The 18,311-nt window shown below is 51.5% G+C and carries 11 protein-coding genes; 3 read left to right on the top strand and 8 right to left on the bottom strand.

Translation table 11 applies throughout. From position 1 onward, the window contains the following. Positions 1–18: 18 nt before the first annotated feature. On the bottom strand, positions 19–1,263 hold the full coding sequence (locus LQV63_RS14900; RefSeq protein ID WP_233697306.1) for an outer membrane protein assembly factor BamB family protein: 1,245 nt from the start codon (positions 1,261–1,263) through the stop codon (positions 19–21). Between the two features lie 165 nt (positions 1,264–1,428). Between LQV63_RS14900 and LQV63_RS14905 the strand changes: the two genes are divergently transcribed. After that, positions 1,429–2,034: a pentapeptide repeat-containing protein gene (locus LQV63_RS14905; RefSeq protein WP_233697307.1), complete on the top strand. Its 606-nt coding sequence runs from the start codon at positions 1,429–1,431 to the stop codon at positions 2,032–2,034. Between the two features lie 103 nt (positions 2,035–2,137). Here the strand turns inward: LQV63_RS14905 and LQV63_RS14910 are convergent, their stop codons facing one another. The 5 genes from LQV63_RS14910 to LQV63_RS14930 form a co-directional block, all read right to left on the bottom strand. Continuing rightward, entirely contained in the window at positions 2,138–2,917 is a 780-nt protein-coding gene (locus tag LQV63_RS14910) for a molecular chaperone DnaJ (protein ID WP_233697308.1), read from the bottom strand. A gap of 36 nt (positions 2,918–2,953) precedes the next feature. Continuing rightward, the gene (locus LQV63_RS14915) at positions 2,954–3,646 is read right to left on the bottom strand and encodes a helix-turn-helix transcriptional regulator (RefSeq protein WP_019422283.1); all 693 of its coding nucleotides are present in this window, start codon (positions 3,644–3,646) and stop codon (positions 2,954–2,956) included. 70 nt (positions 3,647–3,716) lie between these two features. Continuing rightward, positions 3,717–4,334, bottom strand: coding sequence for a superoxide dismutase (locus tag LQV63_RS14920; protein WP_233697309.1), 618 nt, complete (start codon positions 4,332–4,334; stop codon positions 3,717–3,719). Positions 4,335–4,758: 424 nt separating this feature from the next. Then, positions 4,759–5,907, bottom strand: coding sequence for a phosphodiester glycosidase family protein (locus LQV63_RS14925; RefSeq protein ID WP_233697310.1), 1,149 nt, complete (start codon positions 5,905–5,907; stop codon positions 4,759–4,761). A gap of 209 nt (positions 5,908–6,116) precedes the next feature. Next, positions 6,117–6,848 carry an acyl-[acyl-carrier-protein] thioesterase gene (locus tag LQV63_RS14930; protein ID WP_233697311.1) on the bottom strand — a complete coding sequence of 244 codons (732 nt, stop codon included), beginning with the start codon at positions 6,846–6,848 and terminating at the stop codon, positions 6,117–6,119. A gap of 1,016 nt (positions 6,849–7,864) precedes the next feature. Here LQV63_RS14930 and LQV63_RS14935 point away from each other — a divergent pair. Both LQV63_RS14935 and LQV63_RS14940 read left to right on the top strand, forming a co-directional pair. Next, positions 7,865–8,542: a futalosine hydrolase gene (locus LQV63_RS14935; RefSeq protein ID WP_233697312.1), complete on the top strand. Its 678-nt coding sequence runs from the start codon at positions 7,865–7,867 to the stop codon at positions 8,540–8,542. Then, complete coding sequence (locus LQV63_RS14940) at positions 8,539–9,372, top strand: 1,4-dihydroxy-6-naphthoate synthase (RefSeq protein ID WP_233697369.1); 834 nt, start codon at positions 8,539–8,541, stop codon at positions 9,370–9,372. Before LQV63_RS14935 ends, LQV63_RS14940 begins: the two co-directional genes overlap by 4 nt. Positions 9,373–10,451: 1,079 nt before the next feature. On the opposite strand, the gene LQV63_RS14945 is transcribed toward LQV63_RS14940, so the two are convergent. Beyond that, entirely contained in the window at positions 10,452–16,985 is a 6,534-nt protein-coding gene (locus LQV63_RS14945) for a S8 family serine peptidase (RefSeq protein WP_233697313.1), read from the bottom strand. A 324-nt stretch (positions 16,986–17,309) separates the two neighbouring features. Next, the gene (locus LQV63_RS14950) at positions 17,310–18,104 is read right to left on the bottom strand and encodes an arylamine N-acetyltransferase family protein (protein WP_233697314.1); all 795 of its coding nucleotides are present in this window, start codon (positions 18,102–18,104) and stop codon (positions 17,310–17,312) included. Between the last annotated feature and the right edge of the window lie 207 nt (positions 18,105–18,311).

Genomic DNA, 18,311 nt, shown 5'->3' on the forward strand with positions numbered 1-18,311 from the left:
CACTGCCGGACAGACCGGCTACTTGGCCGCTTTAATAGCGAACAGCTTGCTTCCGCCAATATAAATAGTGCCATCCTTGCCGATGACCGGAGGGGAAGACAACGATTGGTACAACGGAAGCTTCCAATTGACCTTTTTCGTCACGGAATTAGCCGATATGATGCCGCCACCCTTGCCCTTCAAGCTGTCATAACCGTAAAGCACATTGGATTTGTTATCAATCGCCACCGTATTCGTCGGATACTCGTTGCTGGACGGGATATCGAACGGAGTGAAGGACCACAGCATTTTTCCGGAGGGCTCCATCATTCGTTGCCCGTAATAGATGTTGCCGTTCTTGCCGATGGACGGCCCGATCCAATTATTAAGGGCGCCTTCTATTTCGATCTTTTGCTTGCGCTTGCCGTTCAGATCATATAGATACAGATGCTTGCCCGCCGGGACATACAACGTATTCTGGGTGTACACCGGCGAAGCGAGATGGTAACCATGATAAAATCTGGACCAGACGACGTTGCCCTGCTTATCCAGCCTGAGTAAGCGCCCATCATCATATTGGATTGTGGAAGCGCCCTTGCTAATCTGCTCCGATTTGCCTTTGGATACGGTTAGATAAATGCCGTCCTTAACGACGGTAGGCGATGAAGCCGTCGTGTGCGGAGACTTGAGCTGGTGCTTTTGGGTCCATAACGTCCCGCCTAATGTGTTCACAGCGATGATCGCGATGTCCTGATTCCCGTCCTCATTCGCTTCCAAGCCGGACATGACAAACATACCATCGTCGTCTACGCCGATGCTGCCCTGTCCGAAGTTATCCACTCCCGGAAATGTGCTGTGCCACATCAGCTGCCCTTCCGTCGAATATGCCGACAAGGTGGAGGAGACACCATCTTCATTACTGGAGCCGCTCACGATGAGCATGTTATCACGGAACAGAACTACGTCCCGGCCTTTTGACTCCAGTTCTGCTTTCCATTGAATCTTTCCTTGGGAAGATACCGCAGTCAATCGGCTTTTGGAGTGACTGGAAGATACCGTATATATCGTTCCTTTGGAGTCAATGACCATGTTCGTTATGTTATCATCAATGGGAACCGTCCATGAAATTTTCGGTTTGTTGACGGGTGATGAGTAATCCGAATGTCTAGACCATTGATTGTTATTCGGATGAACGGAGGACGGCTGCGCTGATGCAGGCATACAGAATGCTAGCAGCAGAATAGCTGCAAGAATAGTATGTACTTTCTTATTAAAGCGTAACAAAATAATCCCTCTTTCTACCAATAGTGTGGTGTAACATGATGTTATCCTACTATATCACAAGTGGGCTTATCTCTGCCGCTAGCCTACTTTTACCTTTTCAAGCTTGCATTGCTATTAGAGAGGAACACTTGCTACTATGGAATATACATAGAGGAGGTTGACTCATTGTACCAGTATTCGGATCAGCAATATGAGGAAATTGACTTCAACCAGGCCGACTTGAGAGACGGCGAATTGCGCAACTGCATCTTTACGCGCTGCCGTTTTCGCTCAGCCCGGCTGGAGGAAGCGTGGACGACGAGCTGTCAATTCGTTGATTGTGATTTCTCAGGGGCCGCCTTAAACGGATCGGTGCATACGCGCAGCGCCTTTACGAACTGCCGATTTACCTCTGTTAATTTGTTCTCCGCCAAGTTCGAAGAGTGCAAAATGGTCGGAACTGATTTCTCGAATGCGAATTGGGACGGAATGACGATTGTGGGCGGGGATTGGTCGTATACGAACATGCGCCATGCGAATCTGATGAAGCAAAATTTGCGCCATGTCCGGTTGGTCGAAGCAGATCTATCCAACTGCAATTTAGTGAAAGCCGATTTGAGAGATGCCGATTTGACCCATGCGATTCTATCCAAAGTATCGTGGAATGGAGCGGACTTGAGGGGAGCTAAGCTGGACGGTATTGATTGGAAAGCGTTGGAGCTCAAGGGCGTGCGCATCGATATGGGACAGGCCGTCGCTTTTGCGCGCGCTCATGGCGCCAAGGTGGATTAAAGAAATCTGTATGGTCAATGCCGGTCTTGGAATGAAGCGGCAACGGCAGTCGGGTCATCAATATCCGCCCGGCTGCCGTCAGGGTTCCGCCGCATTGCTTCCACTACTCTTTGTGACCGTTGCCGTTGTAGACATCATATGCTTTCTTCACCCAATCGAACAGGTAGGCGCTTCCTCCATGATCAGGATGCAGCAGCTTCAATAGCTTCTTAGACTGCTTCCGAACCTGCTTGGCATCCGCTTCATCAGGAACACCAATCAAAGCGTGAAAAGAAACGCCCCCTCGTTCTTCTTGATGTTCCCACGAATTAGAGGAGCTGTCGCCGTAGGATCCGTTGTAATTGTATGCCTTCTTCTCCCGCCGAGGCGCATGCTCTGCCAATGCGGTCAGCTTGTGATGCACGTCTTCCAAGACGCTCTCCAACCGGTCTTCCTCCCGTGGAAGATTGCCGTCCCAAAAATCGAATTCAAATTGTCGAATCACTTGCTCCAGCCGCTCCATTAGATCGTTAAACATAATAAGCGCGGCCTTCGTGCGCTCTGCCAGCCTGTAAATGCGCAGGATGTGCCGAATCGACCATTCCGGCATTTCCATCGCGTAGGCATGCAGCACTTTACCCATATCCTTCTCCGGCACTGGTGTCTCTTGAACGAACTCCATTAGCCGTTCCTGTCGGTCCGCATCCAGCTTAGAGCCAATCTGAACGGCAAACTGCAGCTTGATGCTGCCGCCCTTCACCTTGTCCTTCCAAGCCTCTGTCAGATTCATCAGGGATTGGACAATATCGATTAAATAGGGATCGGCAACGGTAATGTGGTTCGTATCGTCCAAATTAGCAAATAGGGCTCCTTCCACGCCGCCATGCTCCTTTCCGTTATACATGAATCGTCACCGCGGACCGGAAGCCGTAGTTAGCTGTCATCCGTCCTCTTCCCCGTCTGCCTGCTTCGCAAGAGACGTGCAAGCGTGCTTCTCTGTAATACGGTACATACACTTTCTGCTCCCCTGAGCCATGCACTCCGTACGCTCCACGTCGGCTTCGAGCAGATCCGCAAACAACGCTAACTCGCACTGGCAAGGAGGGGAATACTTGGCCGCGACATGTGATATCGGACAGTTGGCCTCTTCCAGCCAGAACGATCCGTTCACGTTTCTTCCCCATTTGACCATGTAGCCTTCCTTGTCTTGAATATCCGCTAGCGCCTGCACCCGTTGTTCGAGCTTCAAGCCCTTCAGCATGCGCTCATATTTCTCCTCTAGCTTCAGCTTGCGCCGTTCGAACAACTGCTCCACGAATGCATTGCCAGCCATTGCCTGCATTTCTTCAATCATGTCCATCGCGAGCGCGTCGTACTTGTTCACGAACAGCGAATTCGCTTTGTCCGACAAGCTGTATTCATAATTCGGCCTGCCCACGCTTTGACGGACCAATTGAATGTGGACATAGCCGCCCTTCTGCAGATCGTATAGATGCCTGCGGACAGCCATGCCCGTAATGTGCAGCTGCTCCGCCATCTGCTGAACACTGATCGGCCCTTGCTGCTTCAGTATCATCAGGATGTCTCTGCGCGTTGATTGTTTCAGAAGGCGGGCTTCATGAGCAATCATCATATAACACCCCTTCCTGCCGGATAATCCCGGCAATAGGATTAGACTTGAATCCATCGAAGATCCGCTCTAGTTAGGAGTCAAGCGCTTCCTGATAGCGGCGGTTGACTTCCTCCCAATTTACCACATTCCACCAAGCCGAGACAAAGTCAGGACGTTTGTTCTGATACTGCAAATAATAGGCATGCTCCCACACGTCGACAACCAGAATCGGAGTCTTGTTCTCCATAAATGGTGTATCCTGATTCGACGTGCTCATCACCTCCAGCTTGTCTCCGTTCACGACGAGCCAGCCCCAGCCCGAACCGAATCTGCTGACGGCAGCCTTGCTCAAATCGTCCTTGAATTGCTCGAAGCTTCCGAAATGCTTCTCGATTCCCTTGCTGATATCACCAAACGGGTTGCCGCCTCCATTGGGACTCATGACCGACCAGAACAGGCTGTGACCATAGTGTCCGCCCCCATGATTCCGCACCGTTGTGCGAATGTCATCCGACACATCGTTCAAGTTCGAGAGCAGTTCCTCGACGGAAGCATTCTTATATTGAGACTGTCCATCCAAAGCTTGATTCAAAGTGGCGATATAGGCGGCATGATGTTTTCCGTGATGTATTTCCAGCGTTCTCGCATCGAGGTAAGGTTCCAGTTCATCGTAAGCATATGGCAGTTCCGGGAGTGTGAATTGTCCCATTTCGTTCATCTCCTTTTCATTCAATCACTAAGCATCTTAATTTGTTATTCATGCCCATTGTATCTCAACGAAAAAGTTTTGTACATGGTAAACATTTTTTACTTAAGTAAAATTAATTAGTAAAAAAAGGTTTTATCATTGTTCAGTTTAACAGCATATTTACCAGTGTGCGCCGATATCCGCCGATATCTATGTCCCGCTAGATTAAAATAGTTGTACGTTCCAACGGCTTAGCATCACTCTTCAGCAACATTTACATCTTTATTTTCCCGCGGCTCCCCCTCAGGCAACAGAGTTATCCCAGAATCGTACCCGTGAAAACTTAGAATTGTATGCTGGAGAGAAAGTCACTGGTTACTTTTCCTGCCGAAATATGAGAAAAGGCCGGCCTGAGTAACCCAGACCGACCTCATGATATTCTCTTTTATTTTCCTCTATATACGAGCAGCGCGTTGCTGATCTCTCTGCCCGGCGACGTCAAGTATTTGCCGTTGTAGTACAGCCCGCTGGATGCGCCGCCATCCAAATTCATCGCTTGATAAGCCCCGGCTTGCTTCATGGCGTTGGCCAACTGGGGAATCGTAGCGCTGGACGTTGTCATTAGAATGAGCTTGTGGTCCTTCGTAATCCCGACCGCGCTGCGGGCTCCGCCGCTGGTCACAATCTTCGGATCCTTGAAGCCTTCCTTGACGGGATTGACCGTCACTTTTCCATTCGTCACCAAGCGCGGGCCTGCTTGCAGCCCCCCGTATACGCCGCCCTCTTCGAAGCGCTCCGGGAACTCCTCTCCAGAAATAATCTCCACTTGATTGTCCTTCGTGAAGATGATCGCGGCCCGCTTATCTCCGGAGCTCTGATGCACCATCTTGCCATTGTTCACGATATATCCGTATGGAACTTTCACACTTGACTTCGTATATGCATCGAAGAACGTGCCGTTTATCGCTACCTTCGCACCGTTGACAGTCGCCATATGCTTTAGGCTGTCGACCGCTCCGGTCTTGCCCTTGGCAATGCCGACGCCGAGCCGAATATTAGGGTGAAGCAGGTCTATTTCCACAATCGTGGCGGAAAGACGTTTGGAGCCAATATTAAAGGATTGATGCTTCTGCTTAATCGGAGTACTCGCGGAAATCTTCCGTGTTGTCGAAATGACCGGAAGCTTATGTGCATCCTGTCCGTTCTGGAACACAAGGGCTGATCCTGCCTTGTCCCATTCGAGCTGAAGCTTCATAGCTTCACTGACGAATCGGATTGGCACATAAGTCGTTCCGCCTTCCTTGAACGGCACTGCATCCATTTCCTTCACGGTGTCATTGACCTTGGCTTTCTTCTGCCCGAGCGTAAAAGATACCTTATCTTCGCCTTTGCTTATCTCAATCCCCTTCGTCTTCGGATCCCAATTCACATCATACTTCAATTGCTCGCTCAGGTAACGAATCGGCACGAATGTGCGATTCGACTTCATATCCATATACCCGTAGCTTCTTGCTCCCGCTTCAGCCTGCCCGCTCTGCAGCAATGCCCCCGCAATTAGTGTAATCCCCAACGCCGCAATGGTTATTCTCTTCATTTTCTCTCTTCTCCCAAGTATGTAGTGGTGTGGTTGTCGTTGCTCCATCTTCAGCGGCTCTATACGAGAGCACAGTCTCTCTATCAATGGTCGCTATATTTCAGTGCAAACATAGAACAGATTACCATAAGCTGGTCTTTTAGAACAATAGTTTTCTTAATATATATTTCACAAAACAACCAACCAGACGACCGTATGATAAGCCTTAACTAACGGAGAACGACACAGGCATCGAAGAAGCGGCTGCCCTCGGCGGACGTTCCGCAGATGAAATAGCTGGCTCCGTCCCCATCGGAACGCAGCACGGTCATTTCGTCACCCGGTGCGACCTCCTGGTGATAAGTAATATGAAAGCGCGCGATACCTCGCTCCAACTGCTTCTGCGTCAGGGCGTCCAAGCAAATATCGGCAAAGCGCGCATTGTTCAAGTGGCCGTTCATATCGATGCTGCTCAGCCGCACCTTCAAGTCATAAGCATGCTCCAGCACAGTGTCTGCTGGAATGTCCGCTTTGTGCGGCGCCTCGCCGACCGAATCCTCGGCATTGACCGGAATTTCGTAAGGGAAGGCCGATGCGCGGAGAATCCGGCGCTTATTCAAATCGACCAGCACCCATACCGTTCTTGCCTCTGCAAGCAGCTCACGATCGGGTCCGTAGATTTGGTAATCGCGCTGCCACTGTACGCCCTTGGCCCCTTTACTCCATGTTTCGATTTCAATCGTCTCTCCATAACGGGGCAACCGTTGCAGCTCGACATCCACCGTCACTAGCATCCATGCCATCCCTTGGCCAATCAGTTCATCGAGCGATACGCCGAACGACGCAATCTGGGCATCAGCTGCCCGCTGCATCCACTCGAGCAATGTCGACAGCCTGCAATCTCTTTTATAATCGGAGTTGTCCGACTGTATATCATGTGTTTCACGCCAACGTATTCCCATGTCCATCCCTCTCCTGTTCAGGATTTCTTTTTCCACACTTCATAATGTTCCTTTTTGGAGTTCCCCTCTTTGCCTAATGCCCATTCACTCCATGCAGTCTTTGCAGTCTTTGCAGTCTTTGCAGTCTTTGCAGTCGATGCAATCTCTACGTTGTGGTCGTTGCAGTTTTCCAATCGTTGTGGTCGTTGCAGTCTCTGCAAATGTTGTAGTCAGCAGTGGTCCACGATGCACTGCAGTTCTTGCAATCTACGCAGTTCGCGCTGTCATTACGGTCCACGCTAACATTGCATTGGAAAAGATCCAATAGAATCTCGTATACAAAGCGTTTTTTATCGTTCTGCTGGAAAACGTCCAATCAAATCAAGCCTTTCCATGCCTCGCAGCCGCTTTAAGAGTGATTCCGCTGTACAATTTCCAATGAAAGGTCTCATCTTCGTTCCCCAACCATGAATCCATTGTACGAATTCCAATGAAAAAGGAGCTAGCTAGTTGTATACCGGAGGGGCAAGATATGTCACTCAACTATACTCACCTATATCATAAACCATATTTAAAAAAAAGCAGAACACCTCGCGTTTTCCACCGTCCATTACGTCCATTACCTCCATTACCTCCATTACCTCCATTACCCGTTTAGCACATTCGAAACAATCGGCTAAAGGAACACTCCCTATCTGAAAACATTTCGTTTCTCGAGCGGAGCCGTAAATTACTCTCAGCGTTATTTCGGCACAACTAATCAGTTGGCTCCTGATTGCTCCCCCATACATGGACCCGGCCACGGTCAGTTATCTAGCAGAGCACAGAAATTCATTGTTTGACCTTCTTAATAATAGAAAGTCTACCATTTCATATGTTAGAATAAACATATATTTGCAATAAGCACATTGAGATTCCCACTTGATTGATTTAGCCTAACCACTCTGGGCTCTTTACACGGAGGCTAAGATCGGGATAATTTGGAGTAAGGAATAAAGAAAGTCAATAACGCTAACCTGCTAAAGGAGAATATAAGCATGAATCAAAATATACTGAAAGATTCGACTTCGACCATACGTGTGCTCATCATGACCTCGGTGCCTGCGGAGCGGGATGCCGTGCTGCGCGGACTGAACGGCGATGCCCGCTTCGACGTCGTGATCGGTGGCGTCGGCACGGCTGCGGCGGCGGCGAGTACGGCGCGAGCATTGGCGACGGCGGAGTACGGGCTCGCCGTATGCGCTGGCATCGCGGGCGGGTTCGCCGGTCAGGCCGATATTGGCTCGCTCGTCTTGGCGAGCGAAATCGTGGCCGCCGACCTGGGCGCTGAGACGCCGGAAGGCTTCTGCAGCGTGGACGAGCTCGGCTTCGGCTCCGCCCGCGTCCCCGTCGACGCCGGCTTGACGGCGCGCTTGGCGGAGGCGCTGCGAGCGGCCGGGCTGCCAGTTGCAGCCGGTCCCGTGCTCACGCTGGCGACCGTGACCGGAACCGCCGAGACGGCTGCGGAATTGGCCGCGCGGGTACCAGGTGCAGCCGCCGAAGCGATGGAGGGCTACGGCGTGGCCGTCGCTGCTCAAGCGTGCGGTGTACCCGTGCTTGAGCTCCGCTCCATCTCCAACGCGGTTGGACCGCGCAATCGGGACGCATGGCGTATCCCGGAAGCATTGAAAGCTTTGGAAGCGGCAAGCGCCGTATTAATGGAGGTGTTACGATGAATATTGCCTTTTCACCATGTCCAAATGATACATTCGTATTCCACGCCTGGGTGCATGGACTCATTCCGGATGCCCCGCAGCTTGACGTCACTTATGCGGATATTGATATTACGAACGGGCTGGCAGCCAGCGGCCAAGGCCCGGAAGTGCTCAAGGTCTCCTATGCGGCGCTGCCGTGGGTACTGTCGGAGTACGCGCTGCTGCCATGCGGCGGGGCACTGGGCAGAGGCTGCGGGCCGCTTGTGCTGACGAAGAGCGGGTCCAATGATCCGGCTGCGCTGTCTGGCAGACGGGTGGCGGTGCCTAGTGAACGCTCAACCGCCTACCTCCTGTTCCGCCTATGGGCGGCGCAGAACGTTCCGGGAGGCGTCGGCGACATCGTGGTCATGCCGTTTAACGAAATTATGCCGGCGGTGCGCAACGGCGACATCGATGCTGGACTCGTCATCCACGAGGCGCGCTTCACCTACCAGAACTATGGCTTGACCCTGTTGGCCGACATGGGCAACTGGTGGGAAGCCGACACCGGATTGCCAATTCCGCTTGGGGCAATTATTGCCCGCCGCAGCATGGACCTTGCGGCCATCACCAACTGGACCCGTGCCTCGGTCGAATACGCATGGGCTCATCCGGAAGCATCGCGGGATTACATTCTGCGCCATGCGCAAGAGATGAATCCGGTAGTTGCTCAGGCGCATATCAACCTGTACGTCAACGAATTCACGAGAAACCTGGGCGAGGACGGCTATGGCGCCATAGCGGCCCTGCTCGGTCGCGCAGCGGAAGAAGGACTCGTGCCACAGTTCGATCTCGACGCGTTACGCTTATAATCTTCCATCTCATAAATCCCAATGCCATAGGAAACCCCCGAGGTTGTTGCCTCGGGGGTTTGTGCGTTGACCAACGACTGTCGTCCTTGTTCCTTACTTGAGGATTAGAGGTTATGATGCTCACTGAGGAAAGTCTGGAGTATGAGCGCATGTTAGTTTATAGTCTTTATGTTCAATCTCCCTTTCAATCAGGAAAAATATAATCCAGAACGATCGCACTACTCTGTAGCCATAACATAACCATCGTCCCCTTTCCCTTCATATATAATCCATTAACGCTAGCTGTTTGCAGCAGGACAAATATTGATGACTTTGACTTATGCCGTATCGGAGAAGCTTGGATGTATTTGATAGTACTGAGCAATTGGGAGAGTGCAGATAAGGAGTATAAAAGAAATACATCCGTGTCTCGAGCCAGCGCCTACTTTTGAAGATGATACACAGTTCATTAGGTTGCAGACAACTGAAAACTCCATTCGGTATAGGAGCCGATCTCACATTTCTGAATCATTCTCTAGTTGCATTAAGGGATGCATCTCCTCCGCGCATGTCTGTGTCGACCCCATATGTATCATGTGTGTGTTCCCGGATATCTCACGTCCAGATTTCAGCGTATTCAGTGATAATGCTAGTATACGAATCTATACGTCGTTACAAGGCCGTTCCCCCTCCCTGATTTACAAAAATATAGCATGCTCGGTCTATGGAATGTCATTCTCTTTGACCTTATACCCCATTGTGGCTGGTTGCGGCGAATTGAAACGTGGCGCTGTAATTCAGAGTACCGATGCAGGAAAAAGGGCACCCCGAACGTCTTGTTCAGAAGTGCCCTTGCTGTCAGTCCTGGCTCCATACAAAGCAGCAGCACAAGGCGATAATAGGTGTCTTTCACTTACTGCTGACTGTTCACTACTTACTGTTCACAGTTCATACTAGCTGTTCAGAGTTCATACTAGCTGTTCAGAGTTCATACTAACTGTTCAGAGTTCATACTAATTGTTCAGAGTTCATACTAGCTGTTCAGAGTTCATTTTAGCTGTTCAGAGTTCTTTCTAGCTGTTTACAGCCCGCTGCTCCGCTTATATACGATGAAGCATCTCCAATACTCGGTGTAAAATGACAGCGACTTGCGCACGAGATGTCGGCGCATCGCCCGCGAATCGGTTGTTCCCGATACCCTTCACCAATCCGTTGCGGTAAGCATAGGCCACGGCAGCGCGGGCTTCCAGGGAAACAGTGTCTTGAACGTCCCATCCATCGTTCTCTTGTTCACGCGGCAGCTCTACATCCAGCGCCGTCACGAGCATGACGATCATCCCCTCGCGCCGCAGGATGTCGTGTGCTCCCGGCTCACTTGCCCGTTTCGCCCAATCCGCTTCCTTGCCTAGAATGCGGTCCAGCAAAGTCATGAACTCTGCCCGGGTGACCTGATCATTCGGAGCGAATTGGTATTCATTCCGGCCGACGGCAACATGCTGAGAAGCCAACACTTCAATTTCTTTTCTGCCCCAATGATTGGAAATATCCGCGAACGTCTTCCCGTACTCCAATGCAGAATAGGAGCCGAGCTGTTGAATCGTAATGAGAAGCTCTGAGTTGCTGCTCTGCTGCTCGCTTCGAGAAGCCAGCCCGGCAAACTCCCACTTATTGCGTTCCTTCGTATCATTGCGATAATATATACCGGCTTTGCGCTTATCACGGACGACTTTGTCATCCAACTGCATAGTAAAGCTAAGCGGCTTGTTCAATGTCTTGCGCTCAGTGCCAATCGTGACGATGTCCGACACAATAGACGCTTTTTCCCCTTTAACTATGCTGTCGCTCTGTCCGATCATGTCGGGATTCACAGCGATCGTCAGCTGCAGCCCGCTCTGACTCATAAAGTCTGGTAACGCATCTGCAGGAATGGTCAATCCAAACCGTGTACCGTTCATTTTAACAGCCTTGCCCGACGCGCTTAGCTGCTTGGCTAACGACAAAGCCAGTTCAATGCTGACGGCACCATAATCCTCAAATGCCACGGACGACAAGTCGAGTGTTAGCGTGTTGCTTGCTCCCGTCTTAGCCTTGGCAAGCTCATCGTCCAGCCATGCTTGAGCAATGATAGCGCGCGCGTTCTTAACTCCTTCTTTTCGCTCCACTTTCAAGCTTCCGATTGTTTTGCCATTGGCAACGATCGGGGTCCCATTATCTGGAACGGAAACAGTCCCGGCACCAGAAGATGATGCAGAAGGAGCAGACCCAGACGTATCAGGCCGAGGTGCAGGCGGTGTAGGCGTATCCGGCTTCTTCACCGTCACTTGCGCAGTCGCTTGCAGCGCCCCATACTCCACATGGATACGTGCTTCTCCCGCTTGATGAGCGCTGACCCGGCCCGTATCGTCGACCTTGGCCACCTCCGGATCCGATGAGGAGAACTTCAGTCCTTCCGTAACCGGAACTGTCTTCTTCTCCCCGTTGGCATATACCGATGCCGTAACGCTTAATGGTGCCGATTCCCCTATCGTCAACGCAAGCGCAGACGGACGAACCGTGATAGACCTTACTTCTTCCTGTGGCGGTTCTGCACTCTTTTCGACCGTAACATGCACGGCATCCTGCAGTTCCCCATACTGGGCGGTGATTGTTGTGTTCCCGGCTTGATGGCCAGTGACCCAACCCATATGATTCACCGCAGCAATATCGGAATCGGAAGACACGAATGTCAAGCCCTGCACAAGCGGAACCGTCTTCTTCTCCCCGTTAGCATACACCACCGCAGTAACGCTCAACTGTGCCGACTTCCCTTCGGTTAACGTCAAGCTCGACGGATGAACCGATATGGAGCGAACTTCTCCATCTGGAATGTCCGGTGCTTTTTCTACAGTCACGCGGACCGTGTCCTGCAGCCCGTTATAGGTAACAGTGACAACCGCTTCGCCTTCACCAAGCGCAGTTATCATCCCGTTGCTGTCTACAGCGGCTGCTTGATCGGCTTCAATGTGATAAGACGCCAGCTGTGTCACATCTCGTTCGTACCCTGCTGCATTGCGCGCCTTCACGGTCAATTGCGTCTGTTGTCCTTCGAACAGGGCAATATCCCGCGGCTCCACTCTGATCTCCGTAGCCGATGAATCGTCTCCGATCTTCGTAATTCGGGCCCGAATCATATAATTGCCTTGCGATTCAGCTGCCTGCTTCCATGATCCATTCTCCAGCTTCCAGGAACGCTTATGGTTGGCTCCTGTCTGATCGACAGCAAGGCCTGGAACATCGGGATAAGATCCCGGTTGAATGTAAGCAACATAGAAGTCACCATTAACGACTGGCGTATTTGGAAAATCCACCTTGGTCCACGTTCCGTCTAATTGGGCCGTTCCCGTATGCGGACCAGAGATCATTGCTCCCGGCAAGCCATCAGGTCCTTCCGCGTCGTACATCGCATATTGGAATTCCGTCCCGCCCGGTTCCGGCCAGCCTTCATCCCAGAAAAACATACGGGCTCCTGTCACTTGCGCCTGACCTTTCGTCGTCATTCGTACGGCATAACCATTTCCCGGGCTATAATATGCGATCGCATTATCTCCCTTGCCGCTGTCGTAGGCGAGCTCATCGGCTGTTCCCATGAAAGACTTCAAAGCGATATCCTTCGTGACGCTCTGCTCGCCTATAACGCTTACTTGCTGCTCGGAGGACAAGTAGCCCAATGAAGACACGAGAAGTCGATAATCTCCTTCATATGCTTCGATTGTATAATTCCCATTGACATCGGTCATGACAGAAGGCACATGAGCATCCTCCATCACCCGTACGCTGGCGCCGGCAACCGGTCTGCCTGTCGCCTCATCTGTAACGGTGCCCATAATCGTTCCCTTGAGCAGCGGCTGTAAATGAATGTCGACCTCCGTCGGCTGCTTGTCCGCAATGGTTACACCTTGATTGACGGTCCGATATCCGTAAGCCTCCACTCTCATCTGATAGTCCCCGGGCGGGTGCTGAAGCTTGTAACGCCCCGAACCCAAGTCTGTCTTCGCGGAGCGGTCGGTCTCTACAATTGTCACCGTCGCCGCTGCCGGCAGACGAGATTGGCCGGTTCCTTGCGTTTGCGCTTCCTGTCTCGCTGCTTTCCATGCAGAGATGAGCAGACTTGGCGTCGTTGCTCCTTCACGGTCAACCGGACCATGCTGCGCATCCGTCTTGGTTGGACGATTCGGCTCGGCTGGCGGTGCGCCCGTCATGTCCTTTGCCCTCAGCTCATTTGTCATATCCGGCTGAGGTTGATTGGATGGATCCGCCATATTCTTCTTCTCGGATGAAGCCTTCATATCCGTTTTTTCCGGCATATGCTGTTCATCCCCTGTCGATGCGTCCTCTGAAGCATTCATGGAAGAACTGACCGTCTTGACGGGCGGTGTATCCCTCACTTCAAAGTTATCAATAAACCAGCCTTTTCCGGTTGTACTATTGCCGCTCTTCAAGCGGAAGCGAATTTTCACCTTTTTTCCTGCGTAATCATCGATTCCAAGCTCATCCAAATACCAGAACATGCGAGGATGCTTGCTGTCATACGACGGCTTGGGATAAGAGGCCAGCCCTCTCCACGTGGCTCCGTCATCCGAGCTGATTTCAACAGTTCCCTTGTCAAGATCGCCGTCGATATCATACCACTGCTGAAAATAGATGGAAGCATGCTGCGCACCCGTCAAATCAATTTCCGGGGAAATAAGACTTTGATCCGTATTTTTCGCATAAGAACCAGACAAATTGGTTCCCCACACCTTGCTTCCAGATACCGCTTCTTTCGGTCCGTACTTCGGATTAGGCTCGCCGTGCTCCCACTGATTGTTCTCGCCTTCCAGTGTCCAGCCCTTATCTAGTCCCTCGAAATCATCGCTAAAAATCGGCGTGCCGCCCGTGAATGTCCATGACACTTCATTCGAGGCCTCGCTTAGCACCTGGCTATACGTTCTCGCCTTAACGATATAGTAGTATGTGCCTTGCTGCAGGGTCGGAAGGTCCCCGTAACTGCGGTTTTTGCTCGTTCCGATTTCTTCATATCCCCCGCCTGGTGTGGTGGAGCGGTAGACGACATAATCCATCACATCGCCCTGCGGCTCCTTGTCCCACTCAATAATGACACGGCCAGGCGTATTGCTCCGCACCTTCGCTATTGGTGTAGCAGGCTGTGCTTGATTCGGCCCGATGAGTTCAATGTCATCAACATACCAGCCCTCATCACTGCCGTTCTCACCGCGCAAATTGAAGAGGACATAGATTTGATCGCCTTTGTACGGTGATAAATCGATATACTCTGTTTGCCAACCTCTGCTATTCATTCTGAAATCTTTCACCAGTTCGTATTGAAAGCCATTCGATTTACGGCCGATGAACACCTCCGCTTTGTCGAACAAGGCGAAAAACCAATCGCCGAGCTTGTGCCAATGCTTAAACGACAAGATGGTATGCTCGCCATCTCTCAAGTCGATTAATGGCAGCACGAAGAACGTCTCCTTCACACCTTCCGGATAATTGCCATGCAGGCGCGTAGCCATCAGCTTGCTTCCGGAATAAGCCTTGCCGGGACCTGTCGTCGGCTCGCCCCATTCCCAAATTCCAAGCTCGCCACCGAAGTCGAACCCTTCGATATTTTGCTCGAAATCCTGCTTATATCCCAGCTTGACTCCTTCCGATACCTTCACTGGATAGATGTCTGTCTCTACCTCGTTGCCGCTGAAGTCAACAGCTCGGATCCGGTATTCAATTCCCTCCTTCACAAGCAAAGTCACCGGGATGTTCCCTTCATACTTCCCATCCTGATGATTGCCCGAGATGCGGGTCATCGGCAGTGTCGTCCACTCTTTCCCACCAACTGCGCGCACCATGAGCTCAACGGTCACGACGCTGTTATCATCCATGGCACGAGCATAGATATCCAGCTCCATCGCATTGAAGGTCAGTGTAATCGGTGTATGCTCGATGACAGGCTTGCCGTCATCCGATCCATCGATCGTGATCGTTCCTTCCACAGAGCCGAGTCCGCTCTTGAGCGAGGATACCGCATTCAAAGCGTTGACGATGCCCCATCCAAACCCGTTGTTCGGCGTCTGAGGGAATTCATCGTCGGTTAGCGGTACCGCCGTATTCTTCAAAATGCTCTCCAATTTTTCCACCGTCAGCGAATGATTAGCCTGCAGCAGCAGAGCGGCAACCCCTGCCGTATGCGGACTGGCCATCGACGTCCCGTTCATGAGCCCATACTTCCCATTTGGCATGGACGAACGGATATTAACGCCCGGGGCAGACACTTCCGGCTTCATCTGTCCATATGGAGTCGGTCCTTGCAGCGAGAAGCTGGCCAGGCGGTTATCGATATCGACGGCTCCGGTCGCAAATGATTCCGGGTAGTTCCCCGGAGGCGTTATCGAGCCTGGACCCCCGTTGTTCTCCGGAGGCTTCGTGTTTCCCGCAGAGAAGGCAGGGAAAATGCCGGCTGACCGCCATGCCTTAACGATGTCCTGAAAGAACTCATTCTTCCCGGCTTGCACGTTGCCCCACGAATTGTTCACGATATCCGGCGCCAGCTCAGGATAAGAGCGTCCATTTTTGTCGGTAGGCGCCATAAGCCATTCACCAGCTGCCAAAATGCCAGCGTCCGTCGCTGATCCTGCCGAGTCAAAAATTCGCACCGCAATCCACTTCGCCTGCGAGGCAACGCCGATTGGGTTCTTCCCATCCACCTCGGAGCCAACCATCGTGCCCATAACATGGGTACCATGTCCGTTACCGTCGTGCGGAAGTTTTTTCTGTTCTAGCGTAGCATCGTACCAGTGCAGCTCTGGCTTGTCCAATTCGCCTTGGGCATTATACCCTCTCCACTTGTGCTGCAGCGTTGGATGGGTCCAGTCAACGCCTGAGTCCATATTCGCAACGACGATGCCTGTGCCATCAATGCCCATCTCCCACACTTGAGGCGCGTTAATGTTTCGCAAGTTCCAAGGAACGTTCGGTTTGCCCTCGGTGCCATTCATAGCATTCATGTCGTTCATGGTATGCAAGGAGCGTGGCTGAACCTCCTCCTCCGGGCTCTCAAGCGTATCCAACGTATATGTATGGTTAGGGGTGACGGCCTCCACATCAGAGCGGGTGGACAGTCGCTCCATCACGTCCTGCGTGCTCGTAACGGCCACCGCATTAACGATGTAATAGGCCCGGAAGTCCTGTACCGTTCCGGAACGCTTCCCTGCTTCCAATTCATCTAATAACGGAGATTGCGCGCGGTCCGCCGTCTCCATTAAGGAGTTGAGGACGAAGCTGCGCACCGTCTGCTTCCGCTTCGCAGAGGTCTCTCCAGAGAAAGCAGAATACTTCGCTGCGAGGGTCGATGCCGCTTCAACATTGACCTGCTCTTTCAGCTTCACAATATACGTGAGGTATTTCTGACTAGCAAATTGCTCGAATAGCGCGGCATCCACCTTGCCGACTTGTGCATCCGCCTGCTGAGATTCCGACATCATCAGCATTGCGGAATCGTTCGTCTCTCCGCTCATGGCTAATGCCCCTGGAGCGGATGTCACGAACAAAATGATAGTTAACGCAAGCGCCAACCATCGATGAAGCACTGATTTGTAAAACACTATGAATTCCTCCTTATTCAGCGAATTTAGCATTTTTTAGTAGATGAATTTACGTTCACCCTCCTATTTTCCAGATCCCTCTCATCTTGGAAACTGATAGAATTGTACTAAATTAAATTTGTTGTGTAAATACAATACTTTTGACCTAATGCAAAAATAAAGTCATAATTTGGTTTTAGGTGTCAAAAAAAAACGACCTCCTCCCGATATAGATCCGGGAAAAAATCGCTAGATTCGAAGCTTTTCTACAATATTCTATTGTATTTTCTTACTGATATCATTCATCCGCTTCCGTAATGTTGCCGACAAATCTATATATTTCGTTCACACTGTAATTTCATTGAGATTAATGCCGAAATAAGACCGCAACGCTTCCTCATACTCCGCTTCAGTCTGTGGGATAAAGGTGCTCACCTGCTCAGAGGCAAATATGCGGAATTCCCGACCGGCAACTGTGTTGCGGCCCTCGCGGGTACGGAGCGCTACCATTGCATCCTGAATGAAAATCGAGTCCGGCGCGTTCTCGCACCAATACGTGGCCATAATGAAGTCTTTAGCAAGCTGCGACTCCTCGGTGAAGGAATAGAGCTGAAACCATTCGCCACGTTTGAGCTCGCACAGCATCCAGCCAAATTCAGGATCGCGCACCAAGCGGTAGCATTCATCGCCCTGCTGGTGCTCAAGTCCTTCGATCATCTGAATCGGCCGGCGCGGCACAATCCCACCCACGCCCACATCACATAGGTACAAAGCCCCTCCCACTTCCACCTTCAGTACATGATGCCGCCGTTTCGGTGGTGGATTCAGCTCGTCGCGCCAGAATCGAGACATAAGGTCGGTCACCGGATAGCCAAGCTCGCGCAGCAGCCAGCCGAATAGAGCGTTGAGCTCGAAGCAGTAGCCTCCGCGACGTCGGACGACAATTTTATTGAATAGCTCCGGAATGTCAAGCGACAATGGAATGCGGCGCACAATGTCGATGTTCTCGTATGGCACCGCGTGCAGATGGCACTCCTGCAATTCGGCCAGCGCTGCGGCGCTGATTTCCACCGGCCCCTCGTACCCGATGCGCTCCAGATAGGCGTACACTTCAGGTTTCATTTCATTGCAATCGTTCATAATATCGACTCCTTCCCTCTTCATTAGGGCGGTTGCCTCGAATGACGAATAGATTGGCTAACAATTTGGCTAACAATACCACCATCATAGCAACATCCTCACGTTCCTACAAGACAGCTCGCATATGCCTAAATACCCTTGTGTAATTTGATCGTTGATCCTCAAAAATCTTCCTCTTTCCCCTCCCATTCTTACTTTTATCCCACT

Source organism: Paenibacillus profundus (assembly GCF_021369635.1).
In the GTDB taxonomy this organism is placed as follows: Bacteria; Bacillota; Bacilli; order Paenibacillales; family Paenibacillaceae; genus Paenibacillus_B; species Paenibacillus_B profundus.